The organism is Aureimonas altamirensis (genome assembly GCF_001463885.1).
GTDB lineage: Bacteria > Pseudomonadota > Alphaproteobacteria > Rhizobiales > Rhizobiaceae > Aureimonas > Aureimonas altamirensis.
Genome location: NZ_BBWQ01000011.1, coordinates 413,010 through 431,607 on the forward strand (window position 1 = coordinate 413,010; position 18,598 = coordinate 431,607).

The window sequence follows — 18,598 nt, forward strand, 5'->3', positions numbered from 1 at the left end:
TCCCTTCGACTTTTCCGGTGGCAATGGAATGCAATTACTGTATGCACTATCACATCTCAAGTGCGGGTAGGACGATGGGGCAGTACGATCTGCTGGTAAGGGGTGCGGCGCTGCGCGGGCAGCCGGGGCGGCACGACATTGCCGTGACGGCGGGGCGGATCGCCGTGATCAAGCCGCATACGGCCGGGCCGGGTATCGCCGCCAGGGTGGTCGAGGAAGCGGGCGGGCGTCTTGTGATGCCCGGTTTCGTGGACAGTCATGTCCACCTCGACAAATCCTGCCTGATGGGCTGCGCCTGCGGCGGGGCCGGCGGGTTGAAGGGCGCCATCGCGGCCGTCTCGGCCGCCAAGCGTGGCTTTACGACCGACGATGTCTACGCCCGAGGCGCACGCACGCTGGAAAAGGCGATCCTCAAGGGCACCACGCATATGCGCACCCATGTGGAGGTGGATCCGCGCGTCGGGCTTCGCTCCTTCGAGGCGATCCTGGAGCTGAAGCGCCGATATGCCTTCGCGGTCGACCTGTCCGTCTGCGTCTTTCCGCAGGAGGGGCTGACCAACGATCCGGGAACGGAAGCACTGCTTATGCAGGCGCTGGATGCCGGCGCCGACCTTCTCGGCGGCTGTCCCTATACCGACACCGACCCGCAGGCGCAGATCGAGCGCCTTTTCGCCATTGCGGTCGAGCGCGATCTCGACCTCGACATCCATCTCGACTTCGACCTCGACCCGGAGGGTGCCCTGCTGTTCGACATCTGCCGGCAGGCGACGCGTCACGCCTGGCAGGGGCGCGTCGCGATCGGCCATGTCACCAAGCTTTCGTCGATGGACGAAGGCGCGTTTTCGCAGGCAGGCACGGCGCTCGCCGATGCAGGCGTTGCCGTCACCGCCCTGCCGGCAACCGACCTATACCTGAACGGGCGTGACCGGGGTTTCGATGTGCCGCGCGGCATCGCGCCGGTGCATCGCCTTCATGCAGAGCAAGGCGTCCTTGCATCGCTTGCCACGAACAACGTCCTGAACCCCTTCACGCCGTTCGGCGATGGCTCGCTGCTGCGCATGGCCCAGCTTTATGCCAACGTGATGCATGTCGGGCCGGATGATTTCGAGCTGTGCCTCGACCTCATAACGCGGCTGCCTGCCCAGTTGATGCGGCTTGAGGGGTATGGCCTTCACGCCGGTTCGCCAGCCGACTTCGTCATCCTCGATGCCCCGGATGCGATCAGCGCGCTCGCAGAGCTGCCGACGGTGGTTTCGGCTTACAAGAATGGCAGGCGCTCGTTCCGATGCGATCCCGCGACGCTGGATGTCCCGCCCGAAGGCGTGCCGGCGTTCAACCGGTAGTCGTCAGAAGAACTCCCCCGTCGTCTCGACCAGCAGCTTCGAAAAATGCCGGACCGAATATGACGGGGCATCGGCGGTGTACAGTCGCAGCGCCGCGTCTCCGAGGTCGGGCATCGACGGGTGCGATAGGGGAACCAGCCCCGCCGGAATGACGGATGGTGTCCGTATGGCGATGCCAAGGCCCGCGGCGGCGGCAGCCCAAAGACCGGCCAGGCTGGAACTGGTGAACGCGATGCGATACGCGATCCCGGCTTCGCCCAGCGTCTCCAGACCCTGCGCCCGGAACAGGCAGGGCTCTCCCATCATGATCAGAGGCAGGCTTTCCGAAGACGGGATTTCATACCCTTCCGCGGCAATCCATACGATAGGCACGGTCGCGATGGTCGACGCGTTGGAGCCTGCGGGCACGGCGCCGCGCTCCCACACCAGCGCAAGATCGAGACTGCCCTTGGCGATATCCTCGACAAGGGTCGCGGTCCGATCCACGCGCGCCTCTATGAAGACCCCCGGATGCGAGCGCCCGAACCGCGCCAGCATGCGGGGCAGCCACGTCTCTGCCAGGTCCGGCGGAATGCCGAGACGGACCTCGCCCTCGACCTGCCGGCGCTGCACCACTTCCAGCGCCTCGTCGTTCAGCTCCAGCAGCCGCACCGCATAGGCATGGAAGATCTCTCCTGCCGGGGTCAGCCTCAGGCCCTTGCCCTCGCGTTTCAGCAGCGTGGCGCCGATCTGCGCGTCCAGCCGGCGCAACTGCAGGCTGACCGCCGACTGCGAACGCCCCACCCGCACGGCAGCTTTGGAAAAACTTCCAAGGCGCACGCCGGTAACGAATGTGCGCAGGAGATCGAGATCGAGGTTGATTGTGCTCATGACCGACCACGCTTGAGAACGGTGTGCTTCATCGTCCAACAGTTCAGTTTTGCAAATGTACGGCGGCGAAAAATCAATTTGCCAAATTGATTACGGCTCCTCAGTCTAGCGATCAAGTAGATAAAAAGGACGGTCGCAAGACATGGCTATTGGAAGCATTTTCACCGCTGCACGGCGTTCCGCATACGCCGTTGCGATCGGGCTCGTGGCCGGCGCTGCCATGCCCGCGCTGGCACAGGATTGGAAGCCCGAGAAGCGCGTGGAGATCGTTCTGGGGACGAACGCCGCCGAGGGCGGATTGAACCGGAATGCACGCTTGATCCTGGATTGGCTGACAAAGGCCGGAAAGATCCCGTCCAACAGCATCGTCCTGAACAAGCCGGGCGGTGGCCATGCGCTGGCGCTGACCTACACGGCCGGTCATGTCGGTTCGGGCGAGATCATCCAGCTCGTGAATACGCCTCTGATCACCAACAATCTTCTGGGCCGAAGCCCGATCACCTACAGGGACTTCACCCCGATCGCGTTGCTGTACGACGAGAATGTCATCTTCTCGGTGCCGACCTCGTCCAGCATTTCCTCCGCACAGGATCTGCTCGATCGGCTGAAGACCGATCCGGCTTCGGTGGTCTTTTCGACGGCCACCGGCCTCGGCACCGTCCAGCACATCGCCACCCTGATGCTGGCGCGGGACGCCGGGGTCGACGTCAAGGGCGGCCAGTTGAAGACGGTCAACTTCTCCAACGGAAACTCCGAGGCGATCACCGCGGCACTTGGCGGGCGGATCGACGTGGTCGTATCCTCGCCCCAGCCGATCCTGCCTTTCGTCGAATCCGGCGACATGAAGATCATCGCCGTCTCTTCGGCAGAGCGTGCGGGCGGGGTGCTGGCCGACGTGCCCACCTGGAAAGAGCTGGGCATCGACTCGGAAATCTACGCCTGGCGCGGGATCGTGGCCCCGAAGGGCCTGACCGAGGAACAGATCCGCTTCTGGGACACCACCTTCGCCGATCTCGTGGAAACGCCGGAATGGAAGGCCGAGGTGGAGAGAAGCGACCTGAACGAGCGCTACCTCGACAGCGAGGCCGCGGCGCGCTTCTACGCTGCCGAAAACGAGCGATATGCGGCGATCTACAAGGAGCTCGGCCTCAATGTCGCAGGACATTGAGCAGCGGGCCGGCCCGGCGGCGCGCGCCCGGCTGCCTTTCCAGGCCAAGGCCAGCTTCTGGCTGGCGGCGCTGTCCGCCATCTTCGCCGTGGCCTATATCAGGGCCGCATCGCAGATCGTAACGCCGCAACTCAGCGACCCCGTGGGTCCGAAGGCTTTCCCCTACCTGATCGGGGCGGCCCTGCTTGCCTGCGCGGTCGGCTTGTTCTTCGAGGGGCTGCTGCTGTTTCGCGGCACGGAACCCGGCAAGGAGCGCTTCGATATCCGCGACCCGCGTTGGCGCATCGCGGCCGGCGTGATGGGCTGGACGCTGCTCTACTTCCTCGTTTTCGATGTCGCAGGCTACATCGTGGCAACCACGCTGTTTCTGTTCGGGCTGATCGTCGTGTTCGACGGTCGGCGGCTTGTTCGAAGCGCCATCGTTGCGGTCACCTTCTCGGCCGCCACCTTCGTGCTGTTCGATCACTACCTGGAAGTATTCCTTCCGGGCGTACCGTTTCTGAATTGAGAGCGCGATGAACGCCTCCACCATGCTTGACGGGCTACTCGTCGCCTTGCAGCCGGGCAATCTGATGCATGTGGTGATCGGATGCCTGCTCGGCACCATCGTCGGCATCCTGCCCGGGCTTGGTCCCTCTGCCGGGATGGCGCTTCTGATACCGATCGTCTTCGGCATGGAGCCCGTCAGCGCGCTCATCATGATCGCGGCCATCTATTACGGGGCCATGTACGGCGGTTCGGCCACCTCCATCCTGATCAACACGCCCGGCGAGGCATCGTCGGTCATGACGACGCTCGATGGTTACCAAATGGCGCGGAAAGGCCGCGCAGGCGCCGCACTGGCGGTTTCGGCAATCGGCTCGTTCATCGCCGGCACGATCGGCATCATCCTGCTCAGCCTGCTGGCGCGGCCCCTTGCCCAGCTTGCGCTGCAGTTCGGGCCGCCAGAATATTTCACGCTGATGGTCTTCTCGATGCTGTCGGCAGCCTCGCTCGGGGGGCGTACGGTTGCGCGCGGCATGCTCTCGATGCTGCTCGGACTGGCTATCGCCACGGTGGGCATCGACCTGCAAAGCGGCATGCCGCGCTTTACGGGCGGCTATGCGCAACTGCTCGACGGGGTCGATTTCATTCTGGCGGCGGTTGGCCTGTTTGCCCTGGCCGAAGTGTTCACCGGCCTGGAAAACCATTTCCGCAACCCCGTTCGCATGGTGCCGATTTCCGGCCGGCTGTGGCTCACCGCTGACGAATGGCGACGCTCCATCTTTCCGATCCTGCGCGGAACGGCGATCGGGTTCGTCAAGGGCGTGCTGCCCGGCGGCGGAGCCACCATCTCGACGATGCTCTCCTACAATCTGGAACGGGCGATATCGAAGGAGAAGGATAAGTTCGGCACCGGGATGATCGAGGGCGTCGCCGGCCCGGAGGCGGCCAACAACGCCGCCTCGGCGGGATCGATGGTGCCGCTTCTGGCGCTCGGCCTGCCCGGCTCGGGCGCGACGGCGGTGCTTCTGGGGGCGTTCGTGATCCTCGGTATCCAGCCGGGTCCGCTGCTGATCAACCAGCATAGCGAGCTGTTCTGGGGCTTGGTGAACAGCATGTATCTCGGCAACATCGTCCTGTTCGTGCTCAACCTGCCCCTGATCTTCCTGTTCGTTCAGCTGCTGCGTGTCCCGACGGGGATCCTGTTCCCCCTCATCATCGCCATCGCCTCCATCGGTGTGTTCGCCGTCAACAGCAGCGTCTTCGATCTCTATATCGTCTTCGGCTTCGGGCTGATGGGCTACGCGTTCAGGAAGCTCGACATACCCACCGCACCGCTGGTCCTGGCGGTCGTCCTGGGCGGGATGATGGAGCAGTCCTTTCGCCAGTCCATGACGATTTCCGGCGGCTCGCTTTCGATCTTCGTCTCGAGCGGGATCACCATCCTGTTCCTGGCCCTCAGCGTGCTGGCGCTTTTCGCTTCGCTGCTCCTGCCGGCACTCACCAAAGCCCGGGCCAAGGGCCAACTGGTGGAGGACGCGGTCGATGCCTGAGACCCTCAGCCTCTTCCGTCCCGCCCCGGCAGGCAATCCCGTCGAAACGGCGCTCTCTTTGGCCCGGGCCTTTGCCCGGACCGCCGCACTGCACGACCGGACGGCGGAACTGCCCGTCGCCAATTTCAAGGCGCTGCGGCAGGCCGGCCTCATGGGCCTGACGGCGCCGGGCCCGCTCGGCGGGCGGGGCGCCGGCCTGGCAGAGGCGGCGGCGGTAATCGGCGCCATTGCCGGGGGCGAGCCGTCCACCGCGCTGATCCTTTTCATGCACTACACCAATCTGGCCGCCATTCCGCGCGGCCGCTGGGACCCTGCTCTGGTGGACGAGGTGGTCGGATCGGGGGCAACGCAAGGCGCGCTCATCAACTCGCTGCGTGTCGAGCCCGAACTCGGCTCGCCCGCGCGTGGCGGCCTGCCGCTCACGACCGCCAGGGCCACCGGCTCAGGATGGGAAATCAGCGGGCACAAGATCTATTCGACGGGGTCTACCGCGCTTGGATGGATGCTCGTCTGGGCAAAGACCGACGAGGCGGTTCCGCGCGTCGGGCGTTTCGTCGTGCCGGCGGGAAGCCCCGGCACGCATATCAAGCAAAGCTGGAACGCGCTCGGCATGCGCGCGACCGCCAGCCACGACGTCATCTTCGACAAGGTCACCGTGCCCGCCCGCTACGCTGCCGATCTCCGGACGCCAGACCAGTGGAAGGGAAAGGAACCCATAGAGGCCGCCTGGCATGGGACGCTTCTTGCTGCCGTCTACGATGCGATCGCGCGGTCCGCCAGAGACTGGCTGGTTACCTTCCTGAATGAACGCAAGCCGGCAAGCCTTGGAGCGCCGCTTGCCACCCTGCCCCGCTTTCAGGAGGCCGTCGGCGAAATCGAAAAGCGCCTCCTGGTCAACCGCAGCCTCATCGAGCGCACCGGAAGGGATGTCGATAACGGCCTGGCGCCGCCCGCCGAGGATTCGGCCCTGTTGAAGGTGATCGTCACCGAGAATGCGATTGCCGTGGTGGAACAGTGCGTGAAGCTGAGCAGCAATCACGGCATCAATCGAGACAACCCGCTGGAACGGCATTTCCGCGACGTCCTGTGCGGGCGGATCCACACGCCCCAGGACGATTCCGCCCTTGCCGCATCCGGTCGGCAAGCGCTTTCCCGTTGGAGTGCAGAACCATGAGCATCGAGCTGATCGGCTATGTCGGCGCCTTCAATTCTTCCGAGGTCGCGCGGCGCACCGGCCCCGCGGTCGACATCGACCATATCGAGGCGGTGGCCAAGGCCCACGAGTATGTCGGCTTCGACCGGGCGCTCGTCGCCTTCAACTCCAATTCCGCCGACAGCATCCTCGTGGGCCAGCATGTCGCCTCCGTCACAGAGCGGCTGAAGCTGATGATCGCCCATCGGCCGGGCTTTACCGCGCCGACGCTGGCCGCCCGGCAACTGGCGACGCTGGACCAGTTCTCCAGAGGGCGCGTCGCCGTCCACATCATCACCGGCGGCAACGATGCCGAGCTGGCGCAGGACGGAGACCATCTGACCAAGGACGAGCGCTACGCCCGCACCGCCGAATATATCGACATCCTGCGCCGCGAATGGTCCAGCGAGACGCCCTTCGACCATGATGGCGCCTATTACCGCGTCCGGCAGGGCTTCGGCGACGTGAAGCCGAGGCAGCCGGGTGGCATTCCGGTGTTCTTTGGCGGGGCGTCCGACGCCGCCATAGCGGTTGCCGGCCAGCATGCCGACACATATGCGCTCTACGGCGAAAGCCTCGACCAGGTGGCCGAGCTCATTGCGCGGGTTCGCGCCGCCGCCGCCCCTTTCGGACGCTCTCCCGCCTTCAGCGTCTCGATCCGCGCGGTGCTGGCCGATACCGAAGCCAAGGCCTGGGCGAAGGCCGACGACATCCTGGCGCGGGCCACGGCCCTGCGCACCGCCGGTGGCGACGGCAAGTCGCCGCACAACATCCGCCAGAAGCGCAAGACCGGCGAAATCCCGCCCAACGAAGGGTCGCGCCGCCTTCTGGCGGCCGCCGCAAAGGGGACGCGCCTCGATACGTGCCTGTGGACCGGGATCGCCCAACTCACGGCGGCGCAAGGCAACACCACGGCCCTCGTCGGCACACCCGATCAGGTGGCCGATGCGCTGGCCGCCTATCACGAACTGGGCGTCACCCGCTTTCTTATCCGCGGCTTCGACCCGTTGGTCGACGCCATTCAGTATGGCCGCGAATTACTGCCGCGCATTCGGGCCCTGGCCGCCGCACGGGACACGGCCCGCGGCATCGCTGCCGAGTAGGAGACCACCCATGAGTATCGAATTTATCGGCTATGTCGGCCATTTCAATTCGTCCGAATCTGTCCGTCGCACCGGCCCCGCAGTCGATATCGACCATATCGAGACGGTGGCGAAGGCCCACGAGTATGTCGGTTTCGACCGGGCGCTCGTCGCCTTCCATTCGACGTCGGCCGAAAGCATCCTGATCGGCCAGCATGTCGCCTCCGTCACACAGCGGCTGAAGCTGATGATCGCGCATCGGCCGGGCTTTACCGCGCCGACGCTGGCCGCCCGGCAACTGGCGACGCTGGACCAGTTTTCCAGAGGGCGTGTCGCCGTCCACATCATCACCGGCGGCAACGATGCCGAGCTGGCGCAGGACGGGGACCATCTGACCAAGGACGAGCGCTACGCCCGCACCGCCGAATATATCGACATCCTGCGCCGCGAATGGTCCAGCGAAACGCCCTTCGACTATGACGGCGCCTATTACCGCGTCCGGCAGGGCTTCGGCGACGTGAAGCCGAACCAGCCGGGTGGCATTCCGGTGTTCTTTGGCGGGGCGTCCGACGCCGCCATAGCGGTTGCGGGCCAGCATGCCGACATCTATGCGCTGTGGGGCGAAACCTATGCGCAGGTGGGCGAGCTTGCCGGCCGGGTTCGGACGGCGGCGGCCAAATTCAACCGGAAGCCCGCATTCAGCCTGTCGCTGCGGCCGGTGCTTGCGGACACGGAAGAAAAGGCGTGGGCCAAGGCGGAGGCCATCCTGGAACGGGCGAAAGCCCTGCGGCAGGCAGGCGGGGATGGACGCGCACCCCAACAATGCCCGCAAGGCACGGGACCCGAGCGTTTTGCCGCAGAACGAAGGGTCCCGCCGCCTGCTGGAAGCGGCAGCGAAGGGGCCGCGCCTGGACAAATGCCTGTGGACGGGTATTGCAGCCCTGACGGGCGCCAGCGGCAATTCGACCGGGCTCGTCGGCACGCCCGACCAGGTGGCCGAAGCCCTGGCCGACTATTACGAGATCGGTATCAGCAAGTTCTTGCTGCGCGGGTTCGATCCACTCGTCGACGCGGTGCAATACGGCCGCGAACTGCTGCCGCGTGCCCGGCAGATCATTGCCGAGCGCCGGCAAAAAGCCGCGGCCGAGTGAGCGCCAGACCCTGAGCAACGGAGACGCAACCGTGAAGCTGTATCATTCCGCCACCTCGCCCTATGCCCGCAAGGTCATGATCGTCGCGCATGAAACGGGACAGGCAGGCGATATCGAGATCATCCCCGCGGCCCCGCATCCCATCGATCGGGACAGCGCCATCGTTTCGCACAACCCGCTCGGCAAAGTGCCGACGCTGATCACGTCGGAAGGGTTGGTTCTGTTCGACAGCCGCGTCATCGCGGAATATCTTGCGGCACGCTCGGGGGATCAGCGGATTTTCCCCACCGCCGGAAAAGGCCGCTGGCAGGCACTGGCCCGGCAGGCGCTCGGCGATGGCCTGCTCGATGCTGCCTTGCTGATCCGCTATGAAGCCACCGCCCGCCCCGCCGAGCTGCGCTGGGCACTCTGGCAGGAGCGCCAGTTCGACAAGATCCGGTCCGCGCTCGCGGCAATCGATGCCGCCGCCCCGGCCTTCGACACGGCATTGGATATAGGCACCATCACCCTGGCCTGCGCGCTCCTTTATCTGGACCTGCGCTTCCGCGAGTTGGACTGGCGTTCGGAGCATCCCCATGCCGCCGCATGGTTCGCCACAATCGAAAATCATGAGAGTATCCGCCAGACGGGGGCGGAAGCTCCGGTACCGGCATGACCGAGGAGGCATCATTGACCCACGACCACACCCATCCACACACGGATGACGAGCCACGTTGGAAGCATGACGGCATCCGGGTCATCAAGGGCGACGCGCTGGATTCGAACACCCCGCAGACACCCGGCATGTTCCGCCAGGCGGCCATCAACGCCGCGCGCGTCGGTGCACAGAAAATCTGGGCGGGCACGGTAAGCATCGCGCCCGACGCCAAGACCGGCGTGCATCACCATGGCGAGCTGGAAAGCGTCATCTACGTCGTCAGCGGCCGTGCGCGTTTGCGGTGGGGCGACCGGCTCGAATTCGTGGCAGAGGCAGAGCCCGGCGATTTCATCTTCGTGCCGCCCTTCGTGCCGCACCAGGAAATCAATGCCGATCCCACCCAACCGCTGCAATGCGTGCTGGTCCGCTCGGACAACGAGGCGGTCGTGGTCAACATCACCGATGTCGACCCGGTCGAGAAGCCGGAAGAGGTCTACTGGGTAGACCCGATCCACCGCCATCCATAGCGGTGTCTGCGCGTCATAAGATCAGCGACGACTGAGGGCGCGTGCGCGCAGCAGCACGATGCCCGCGAGCATGGATAGGGCAAACACCCAGCCCGACAGCGCACCAGCATGAATGCCGGACATCAGGGTACCGACCGAGCAGCCGAGCGCGGTCGTCGCCCCCCATCCGAGCAGGATGCCGCCGCCCAACCCTCTTGCGACATGGGCCATGCGAGGCCGTTGCGGCGTGAACTGCCCACTCGATATCGCCGCCGCGAAGCTGGCCGAAACGAGACCCAGGATGAACAGGCCATTGTTGGACAAAAGGGCGTCTGCAACGATGGAAATGCAGCCGCGCAGGCGGTCCAGGCCAAGCAATTGCCCCGGAACAAGGCCGACATCCGTGCCCACCGCGCGTGCACGCGCCGAAAGTTCGGCCGTCACGCCCAGTGGCGCGACGCGCAGATAGGCGACCATGCCCAGCACGCCCACGGCGATGCCGCCGATCCAGCCTGGCCACCGCCCGATAAACAGCACCTTGACCGGCTTCAGCCGATCGTCGGCAAGCCGGGCCAGGCCAGCCCGCGTCTGCGTTCGCCTGTTGGAGTGCCAGAACACCAGCGGCCACGCGACGACAGCAAGAAGCGCCAGAGACGCCATAAGCCAGCCGGCATATCCAAGATGCGCGGGCAGCCATACGGTCGGCGCATCCACCACCATGGCGAGGTAAAGGCTGTTCCAGCTTGCCAGACCCAGGATAAAGCCGAGGAAGGCTCCCGCCAGCGCAAAGGGAGCGGTCGGCGACCCCTCGCCCAGCCGATACAGATGCGCCGAGAGGCACGAGCCGGAAATCGCCATGCCGGCACCGAAGGCAAGCCCGCCAAGGACGAGGCTCCAGGCAACCGGGCCGATAAAGGCGTCCGGCGGCAGACGGCCCGTTGCCGGGTCGGGCATCCAGGCGCCGAAGACGACGGCATAGCCCGCCATCCCGACAGCCAGCGCCACCAGGATGCCGAGCACGCCGTCAGGCTCTTTCTCTTCGATGCACTCGCGGATCGAGCAATAGAAACAGAAGCGGGCACGCTGGAGCACCAGGCCGAAGATCGCGCCGAATGTCAGCGACAGTGCCAGGCCGTCGCCCGCGCCGCTCCATGACAGGGCAAGCCCTGCGGCGATGAGCGCCACAGCGATGCCGACGGGAACGAGGCGACGCCCGGCAACCACAAGGCTGCCGGGCGTCGCGTAATCTGCTTTCTGCGAACGAGTCGTCATCGCCCGGTTTTACTTTCCGGTCCACACCGTGTTCGAGACATTGACGATCGGCGATCCGACCGAGTTGCCATACTCTGTCCATGAGCCATCGTAATTGCGCACATCGTAGCCGAGAATCTTGCTCAGCAGAAACCATGTGTGGCTGGAGCGTTCTCCGATGCGGCAATAGACGATGATGGGCTTCGAACCGTCGATCCCCTTCTCGGCATAGATTCTGCGCAGCTCTTCCGCCGGCTTGAACGTGCCGTCCTCGGCAACGGCCGTGCCCCACGGAACGTTGATCGCCTCTGGCACGTGGCCGGCGCGGATCGTCAATTCCTGCGAGCCTTCGGGCGCAAAGATGCGGCCCGAATATTCGTCGGCCGAGCGGATATCCACGATTGTTGCGTCTTCCTCGCCGTTCACGACATCCAGCACCTGCGACAGGCGCGCGCGCAGCGCCTCGTTGCGCTCGGGAAGCTCGACGCTCGTTGCGGCCACCGAAGCGACGCGGGTCGATAGCGGAAGGTTTTCGGCCTCCCATTTCTTGCGGCCGCCATCCAGCAGTTTCACGTCGATGCCATAGGTATCGAACACCCAGGCGCCCCAGGCCGCGAACCAGTTGTTGTTGTCGCCGTACAGCACGACGGTCTTTTGCTCGTCGATGCCGAGCTTGCGCACCAGGGCCTCGAAATCCTCGCGGCTGGCGATGTCGCGCTTGACCGGATCCACCAGGTCCGTGTGCCAGACGACGTTCTGCGCGCCTTCGATATGCCCGCGCTCGAAGACACCGGGCTCTACGGAAACCTCGACGAGGCGAAGCGCGTCATCGCCCAGATTGGCCTCCAGCCATTCGGTGGTGACGAGCGGCCCGTCCGGCACGTCCAGGGCCAGCGCCGAGGTTGAGCCCGCATAAAGCGAAAATGCAAAAGCGACGGCCGCAACGGCCCCATTGTGTCTCATTCTGTCTCTCCGAGGTTGCGCTTGGGAGGAACAGGCTAGGGCGCTTGGCCGACAGGCCGCGAGGCAAAATATACCAAAGCACTGGAGATTTTTGGTCAGCCATGGCCAAGGGGCGCTCACGATTCATCACAAACGCGTGGGCGGCGAGATCGCTGCTCTGCCTGGCTTTGCGGCCTCCCGAGCCAATAAGGGATGCCTTTCCCTAAAAATCTATAAGATCGATAGATTATTCTTTTCCAGGCGGGCCGATCCCGCCTAGCCTTCTTGTCCAGCGTCGCCGGATGGGACCGGCGATGCCTGCCCGCCCTCCAAGCTCAAGAGTAGTCAAGATGATCAGAATTATACGGCCGGCCCGACCGGCACTGCGAAGCGCCCTGGTTGCGGCCATGCTCAGCGTGCCGATGGGCGCGATGGCCGATGAGCTCGTGATCGGCGTGACGCCGGGCGCCCTTGCCGATTCCATCGAGGTGGCGGCAGACGAGGCGCGGGGCGCCGGGCTCGACGTACGGGTGGTGGAGTTCAGCGACTGGACCACGCCAAACCTCGCGCTCGACGCCGGCGATCTCGATCTCAACTATTTCCAGCACAAGGCCTTTCTGGACAATGCCATTGCCGAGACGGGCTATGAGCTGGTCAGCGTCGGGCTGGGGCTGCTGCCCAATATCGGTCTGTATTCCACGCGCTACCCAAGCTTCGACGCACTCCCCGAGGGTGCGCGTGTCGGCGTGGCCAGCGATCCGGTCAACCAGGGGCGTGGCCTGCTGCTGCTGGCACAGGCCGGGCTGATCACGCTGCGGGACGGTGTCGCCTCTCGTGGAACGCTGGACGACATCGTCGCCAACCCCCGGAACATCGAGTTGATCGAGATCGAGGGTCCGCAGCTCGTTCGTGCGCTCGACGACGTCGATCTGGCGCAGGGCTACCCCGCCCATTACGTCAACGCGGGCAAGCCTGAGATCGCCGGCTCTGCCCTGCTTTATTCCGGCGTGGCTGACAGCGATTTCGCCATTCGTTTCGTATCGCGCAAGGACAATGCCGACGACGCCGACATCGCGCGCTTCATACAGATCTACCAGCAGTCGCCGGCCGTCCGCGCCGAGATCAGCCGGGCCTATGCCGACAATGACGCCCTTTATTCCCTGCCATGGGAAAACCGCTAGCCGCACCTGCAGCGAGGCAAGAATTGTTCTGAAAGTCGATAAAATTAATAGACTATTTCTAGGCGAGGTCTCGTCGCCGCGGCTAGCCTGAGGGCTCATTGACGACGAAGGGGGCCCGCCATCATGAAACGCCTAGGAACCATGCTCGCCGGGCTAGCCGCCCTTTTCGCGGCGACGACGGCGCAGGCCGCCGACGTGGAAGAGATCCGCATCGATTGGGCCACCTACAACCCGGTCTCCATCCTTCTCAAGGAAAAGGGCCTTCTCGAAAAGGAGTTCGAGGCGGACGGCATATCGATCCGCTGGGTGCAGTCTGCCGGCAGCAACAAGGCGCTGGAGTTCCTGAACGCGCAATCCATCGACTTCGGCTCGACTGCCGGTTCGGCAGCCTTCCTGGCGCGGATCAACGGCAATCCCGTCAAGTCGATCTATGTCTACTCCAAGCCCGAATGGACCGCGCTCGTCACCAAGGGCGACAGCGATATTTCCGCCGTGGCGGACCTGAAGGGCAAGACCGTCGCGGTAACGCGCGGCACCGACCCGCACATCTTCCTGGTACGGGCCCTGTCGGATGCCGGCCTTTCCGAGCGCGACCTCAACCTCGTGCTGCTTCAGCACGCCGACGGCAAGACGGCACTTCTGCGCGGTGACGTCGACGCATGGGCCGGCCTCGATCCGCTGATGGCTTCGGCAGAGGTGGAGGACGGCGCCGGCTCTTCTTCCGCAACGCCGACGCCAATACCTGGGGCGTCCTCAACACGCGGGAGGATTTCGCAGAAGAGCATCCGGCGCTCGTGCAGCGCGTCCTTGCCGTCTACGAGCAGGCGCGGCAGGAAGCTTTGGCCAACCCGGCAGATCTGCAGGCGCTGCTTGTCGCCGCAACAGGCCTGCCCGACGCGGTGATCGAACGCCAGCTCGAGCGCACCGACCTGTCCCACTCCACCATCGGCGACGCACAGGCGCAGACCATTTCAGAGGCAGGCAAGGCGCTGCAATCGGCCGGGGTGATCGCCGCCGACGTCGATGTCGATGGCACGGTGGCCGACCTGATCGACAGGCGCTTCGACAATCTGGGCCAGTGAGCGCACCCATGACGCTTGTCGCCGACACTGCGCCGCACGACACGGCAAACCTTGCCGATGCGCCACGCTCCGGCGTCGGCTGGCCGCGACGGTTGGCCATTGCCCTTGTCCTGCCGGTGGTGGTTGCACTGGCGTGGGAGGCGGCGGTTGCCGCCGGGCTTTCCAGCGGTCGCCTGCTGCCGCCGCCGTCGCGCATATGGGCGGAACTGGTTTCGCTTTCGGCTGACGGCGCGCTTGCGCACCATGCAGGCATCACGCTTTGGCGCGTTGCCACCGGCTTTCTTGCCGGCGCGGCAGCCGGCACCGTGCTCGGCGCGACCGCCGGCTATTGGCGCCTTGCGCGAGAGGCGGTGGACCCGACATTGCAGGCGCTGCGCTCCATCCCCTCGATCGCCTGGGTGCCGCTGTTCATTCTCTGGTTCGGCATTTTCGAGGCATCGAAAGTCACGTTGATCGCCGTCGGTGTCTTTTTCCCGGTCTATCTGGGTGTCAGTTCGGCGCTCCTGACGGTGGACCGGAAGATCGTCGAGGTTGGCCGCATCCACCGGCTGACGCCGCTGCAAACCATCGTTCGCATTCTGCTTCCGTCCACCCTTCCGGCCTTCGTGACCGCGTTGCGGACGGGCCTCGGCCTTGGCTGGATGTTCGTCGTCGCGGCCGAGTTCATGGGGGCGTCCGCCGGGTTGGGCTACCTGCTCATCGACGGCCAGCAGCTTGGCAAGCCGACACAGATCGTGGCGGCCATCATCGCCTTCGCCGTGCTCGGCAAGGCAACGGACGCGCTGCTTGCCGCTGCCTTCACGCCGCTGTTGCGCTGGCAGGACACACACGGACAGGGGGCATGACGATGCTTTCGATCGAGCAGCTTTCGAAAGTATATCCCAACGGCACGACGGCATTGGCCGGGCTGGACCTGGACGTCGCGGAGGGGGAGATCGTCGCCATCGTGGGCGGCTCCGGCTGTGGCAAGTCCACGCTGCTGCGCCTCATATCGGGGCTCGACGGGGCAAGCCGTGGCGCGGTGCGGCTGATGGGCAATGCGGTGACCCGGCCGGTCGAAGAGATCGGCATGGTTTTCCAGGAGCCGCGTCTGCTGCCGTGGCTTACCGTTGCCGACAATGTCGGGTTCGGGCTGCGGCACCTGCCGGCCGGGCAGCGCCGCGCGAGGGTATCGGCGCTTCTGGACGCCGTGCAACTGGGAAGCTACGCGCAGCGCTGGCCGAAAGAGCTGTCCGGCGGGCAGGCCCAACGCGTCGCCATTGCACGGGCGCTGGCACCCGAGCCATCGGTGCTCTTGATGGACGAGCCCTTCTCGGCACTCGATGCGATCACCCGCACCGAGTTGCAGGACCACCTCGTCGCCTTGTGGCAGCGAGACAAGCGCACCTTCATCATCGTGACGCACGACATCGACGAGGCCGTCGCCCTGGCCAACCGCGTCCTTGTCATGCGCTCCCACCCCGGGCGTGTATCCGCCGAAATCGCCATCGACGTCCCGCGTCCGCGCCAGCGCATCTCGCCGCAATTCGAGGCCGCCGTACGACGGGTGCGCCTTGCGCTGGACGAAGCCATTGGCCGCCCGCATTGAGCGGCAGCCGTTCAAAGGAGAAGACAGGCAATGAGCATCACACGACGCACCTTCTCGATCCTGACGGCGGCCGCCATCGCCAATCCGATCATGGGCTTCGGCGCCCCGGCGCGCGCGCAGGAGAAAACCCTGCGTATCGGCTACCAGAAATACGGCACGCTCGTGCTGTTGAAGGGCAGCGGCCTGTTGGAAAAGAAACTCGCCGGCACAGGCTACCAGGTGACATGGACCGAGTTTCCGGGCGGGCCGCAACTGCTTGAAGCCCTCAATGTCGGGGCGATCGACTTCGGCTCCACCGGCGAGGCGCCGCCGATCTTCGCCCAGGCAGCCGGCGCGCCGCTGGTCTATGTCGCGCACGAGCCGCCGGCCCCGCGCGGCGAGGCAATCCTTGTTCCTAAGGACAGCCCGTTGCAGACGGTGGCCGACCTGAAGGGCAAGACGGTGGCGCTCAATCGCGGCTCGAACGTCCATTATCTTCTGGTCAAGGCGCTGGAAGATGCCGGCCTGTCCTACAGCGACGTCACCACCGTTTTCCTGCCGCCGGCAGATGGCCGCGCCGCCTTCGAGCGCGGCTCCGTGGATGCATGGGCCATATGGGATCCATTCCAGGCGGCGGCGGAAGTGGCCATCGAGGCACGCGAACTGCGCAATGGCGAAGGGATCGTACCCAACCACCAGTTCTACCTTGGCACACGAGACCTCGTCGACGACCACCGCGAGGCGGTGCAGCAGCTTCTGGCCGCGATCGGCGAAACGGATGTCTGGGTCAGCGCCAATACCGGAGAGGCTGCAGCGCAGCTTGCGCCCAATGTCGGAATACCGGCGGATGTGCTGGCCGTAGCGCTGGCGCGGCAATCCTACGGCGTCACGCCGCTGACCGACGCGGTCGTGGCCCAGCAGCAGGCCATAGCCGACACGTTTCATGAGCTGGGGCTTATCCCTTCCGCCATCTCCATCGCAGATGCGGTCGCGGATCTCGGTGCATGACGAGCGTGGCACAGACGCCCTCCCGGGTGGTCGGCGGCCGGCGCCATGCCTGGCGCACATGGCTGCGCTGGCTGGCCCCATGGGCATTGCCCCTTGCCATACTGGTCGCATGGGAAGTCGCGGCGCAAGCGGGTTTCGTCAATGCCCGCCTTCTGCCGGCGCCTTCCACCATCGCCCTCGCCTTCTGGCGAACGCTCATGGATGGCAGCCTCATCCTCAACACAGCGGCATCGGCAGAGCGCGCTTTCATCGGCCTTATTATCGGCGGCGGGCTCGGCTTTGCGGCCGGGCTTGCAACCGGGCTCTGGAAGCCGGCCGAGGTGTTTCTGGACAGTACGGTCCAGATGCTGCGCAATATCCCGCATCTGGCTTTGATACCGCTGGTCATCCTATGGTTCGGCATCGGCGAGACGGCCAAGATATTCCTGGTTTCCATCGGTGTGTTCTTCCCCATCTACATCAACACGTTTCATGGGGTGCGCACCGTGGACGATCAGGTCGTCGAGATGGCCGAAGTCTACGGGCTGTCTCGACGGGCGATCCTGACCCGGATTGTGCTGCCCGGCGCCCTGCCCTCCATACTCGTCGGCCTGCGCTATGCGCTGGGTTTCATGTGGCTGACGCTGATCGTGGCTGAAACGATCTCGGCCTCTACCGGGCTCGGCTTCATGACCATGAATGCGCGCGAGTTCCTGCAGACCGACATCGTCATTCTCGGCATCCTCATCTACGCCCTGCTCGGCAAGGCGGCCGACGCGGCCACGCGTTCCATCGAGCGGCGTGTTCTTGCCTGGCACCCCGCCTACGCATCAAAGCAGGGGGATCGGCCATGAGCGCAGCCGCTGAAAGACCTTTGTCGCAGCAGGGCGGTTTCAATATCCGGCTGGCCGGGCTTACCAAATCCTTCGACGACAGGCCGGTCCTGCGGCGTCTGGATCTGCATGTGCCGGCCGGCCAGTTTCTGGCCGTCGTCGGGCGGTCCGGCGGTGGAAAATCGACGCTCATGCGGTTGCTGGCCGGCCTTGACGTGCCGACGGCGGGCAAGGCGGAGATCGATGGTGTGCCGGCGACTGCCCGCCGCGCCAGCACGCGGCTGCTTTTTCAGGAGCCGCGCCTGGTGCCATGGGCCAGGGTGCTGGACAATGTCGGCATTGCCCGTGGCGAGGGCTGGCGCGCCCGCGCGCAAGGCTGCCTTGCCGATGTCGGGCTTCTCGACCGTGCGATGGACTGGCCACGCGTTTTGTCCGGCGGGCAGAAGCAGAGGGTGGCGCTGGCGCGCGCGCTGGCAAGCGACCCGCATGTCCTGCTGCTGGACGAGCCCTTCGGCGCGCTCGACGCCCTCACCCGGCTCGAGATGCACGCCCTGCTGGAAGGTCTGTGGTTGCGGAGCGGCTTTACCACCGTTCTCATCACCCACGACGTCGCCGAGGCGGTTGCCCTGGCAGGCCGTGTCATCGTACTGCGCGATGGTGTCATCGCCCTCGACATCGCCATCGACCTTCCGCGACCACGCCGCGAATTGACCGACGCGGACGCAGTCGCCTTACAGGCCGAGGTGCTGGCCGCCGTATAAGCGGAGCGC

General features: G+C 65.3%; 17 protein-coding genes and 2 pseudogenes. 16 read left to right on the forward strand and 3 right to left on the reverse strand.

Annotation, left to right across the window (positions count from 1 at the left end; genetic code table 11):
• The first annotated feature begins 74 nt into the window (after positions 1–74).
• Positions 75–1,343 (forward strand): amidohydrolase family protein, encoded by a 1,269-nt coding sequence (locus AUL31_RS09675; protein ID WP_060605027.1) that lies wholly within the window; start codon positions 75–77, stop codon positions 1,341–1,343.
• Between the two features lie 3 nt (positions 1,344–1,346).
• Here AUL31_RS09675 and AUL31_RS09680 read toward each other — a convergent pair whose 3' ends face one another.
• Entirely contained in the window at positions 1,347–2,213 is an 867-nt protein-coding gene (locus AUL31_RS09680; RefSeq protein WP_060605032.1) for a LysR substrate-binding domain-containing protein, read from the reverse strand.
• Positions 2,214–2,355: 142 nt separating this feature from the next.
• On the opposite strand from AUL31_RS09680, the gene AUL31_RS09685 reads away from it, so the two are divergent.
• The 8 genes and pseudogenes from AUL31_RS09685 (at position 2,356) to AUL31_RS09720 (ending at position 10,006) form a co-directional block, all read left to right on the forward strand.
• Positions 2,356–3,381 carry a Bug family tripartite tricarboxylate transporter substrate binding protein gene (locus AUL31_RS09685; protein WP_060605036.1) on the forward strand — a complete coding sequence of 342 codons (1,026 nt, stop codon included), beginning with the start codon at positions 2,356–2,358 and terminating at the stop codon, positions 3,379–3,381.
• A complete protein-coding gene (locus tag AUL31_RS09690) occupies positions 3,365–3,889 on the forward strand; it encodes a tripartite tricarboxylate transporter TctB family protein (RefSeq protein WP_060605040.1) in 525 nt (174 codons plus the stop codon). The genes AUL31_RS09685 and AUL31_RS09690 overlap by 17 nt, the downstream gene beginning before the upstream one ends.
• 7 nt (positions 3,890–3,896) lie before the next feature.
• Complete coding sequence (locus AUL31_RS09695) at positions 3,897–5,417, forward strand: tripartite tricarboxylate transporter permease (RefSeq protein WP_060605043.1); 1,521 nt, start codon at positions 3,897–3,899, stop codon at positions 5,415–5,417.
• Entirely contained in the window at positions 5,410–6,591 is a 1,182-nt protein-coding gene (locus AUL31_RS09700) for an acyl-CoA dehydrogenase family protein (RefSeq protein ID WP_060605045.1), read from the forward strand. Before AUL31_RS09695 ends, AUL31_RS09700 begins: the two co-directional genes overlap by 8 nt.
• A complete protein-coding gene (locus AUL31_RS09705) occupies positions 6,588–7,712 on the forward strand; it encodes an LLM class flavin-dependent oxidoreductase (RefSeq protein WP_060605048.1) in 1,125 nt (374 codons plus the stop codon). The genes AUL31_RS09700 and AUL31_RS09705 overlap by 4 nt, the downstream gene beginning before the upstream one ends.
• 10 nt (positions 7,713–7,722) lie before the next feature.
• A pseudogene (locus AUL31_RS09710) lies at positions 7,723–8,842 on the forward strand (LLM class flavin-dependent oxidoreductase).
• Between the two features lie 31 nt (positions 8,843–8,873).
• The gene (locus AUL31_RS09715) at positions 8,874–9,497 is read left to right on the forward strand and encodes a glutathione S-transferase (protein WP_060605417.1); all 624 of its coding nucleotides are present in this window, start codon (positions 8,874–8,876) and stop codon (positions 9,495–9,497) included.
• Entirely contained in the window at positions 9,494–10,006 is a 513-nt protein-coding gene (locus tag AUL31_RS09720) for a cupin domain-containing protein (RefSeq protein WP_060605051.1), read from the forward strand. Before AUL31_RS09715 ends, AUL31_RS09720 begins: the two co-directional genes overlap by 4 nt.
• Before the next feature lie 21 nt (positions 10,007–10,027).
• Here AUL31_RS09720 and AUL31_RS09725 read toward each other — a convergent pair whose 3' ends face one another.
• Positions 10,028–11,257, reverse strand: coding sequence for a YeeE/YedE family protein (locus AUL31_RS09725; protein ID WP_060605054.1), 1,230 nt, complete (start codon positions 11,255–11,257; stop codon positions 10,028–10,030).
• A gap of 9 nt (positions 11,258–11,266) precedes the next feature.
• A complete protein-coding gene (locus AUL31_RS09730) occupies positions 11,267–12,199 on the reverse strand; it encodes a sulfurtransferase (RefSeq protein ID WP_039188269.1) in 933 nt (310 codons plus the stop codon).
• Positions 12,200–12,528: 329 nt separating this feature from the next.
• Here AUL31_RS09730 and AUL31_RS09735 point away from each other — a divergent pair, with 329 nt between their 5' ends.
• From AUL31_RS09735 to AUL31_RS09765, 7 genes and pseudogenes are all read left to right on the forward strand, one after another.
• A complete protein-coding gene (locus AUL31_RS09735; RefSeq protein ID WP_073469136.1) occupies positions 12,529–13,359 on the forward strand; it encodes a MetQ/NlpA family ABC transporter substrate-binding protein in 831 nt (276 codons plus the stop codon).
• A gap of 123 nt (positions 13,360–13,482) precedes the next feature.
• Positions 13,483–14,441 (forward strand): annotated as a pseudogene (locus AUL31_RS09740) (aliphatic sulfonate ABC transporter substrate-binding protein).
• Positions 14,442–14,449: 8 nt separating this feature from the next.
• Positions 14,450–15,286, forward strand: coding sequence for an ABC transporter permease (locus AUL31_RS09745; RefSeq protein ID WP_060605062.1), 837 nt, complete (start codon positions 14,450–14,452; stop codon positions 15,284–15,286).
• 2 nt (positions 15,287–15,288) lie between these two features.
• Positions 15,289–16,029 (forward strand): ABC transporter ATP-binding protein, encoded by a 741-nt coding sequence (locus AUL31_RS09750; RefSeq protein ID WP_060605065.1) that lies wholly within the window; start codon positions 15,289–15,291, stop codon positions 16,027–16,029.
• A gap of 30 nt (positions 16,030–16,059) precedes the next feature.
• Positions 16,060–17,016, forward strand: coding sequence for a sulfonate ABC transporter substrate-binding protein (locus AUL31_RS09755; RefSeq protein ID WP_060605069.1), 957 nt, complete (start codon positions 16,060–16,062; stop codon positions 17,014–17,016).
• A complete protein-coding gene (locus AUL31_RS09760; RefSeq protein WP_060605072.1) occupies positions 17,013–17,849 on the forward strand; it encodes an ABC transporter permease subunit in 837 nt (278 codons plus the stop codon). The genes AUL31_RS09755 and AUL31_RS09760 overlap by 4 nt, the downstream gene beginning before the upstream one ends.
• Complete coding sequence (locus AUL31_RS09765; RefSeq protein WP_082646880.1) at positions 17,846–18,589, forward strand: ATP-binding cassette domain-containing protein; 744 nt, start codon at positions 17,846–17,848, stop codon at positions 18,587–18,589. The genes AUL31_RS09760 and AUL31_RS09765 overlap by 4 nt, the downstream gene beginning before the upstream one ends.
• The last annotated feature ends 9 nt before the right edge of the window (positions 18,590–18,598 follow it).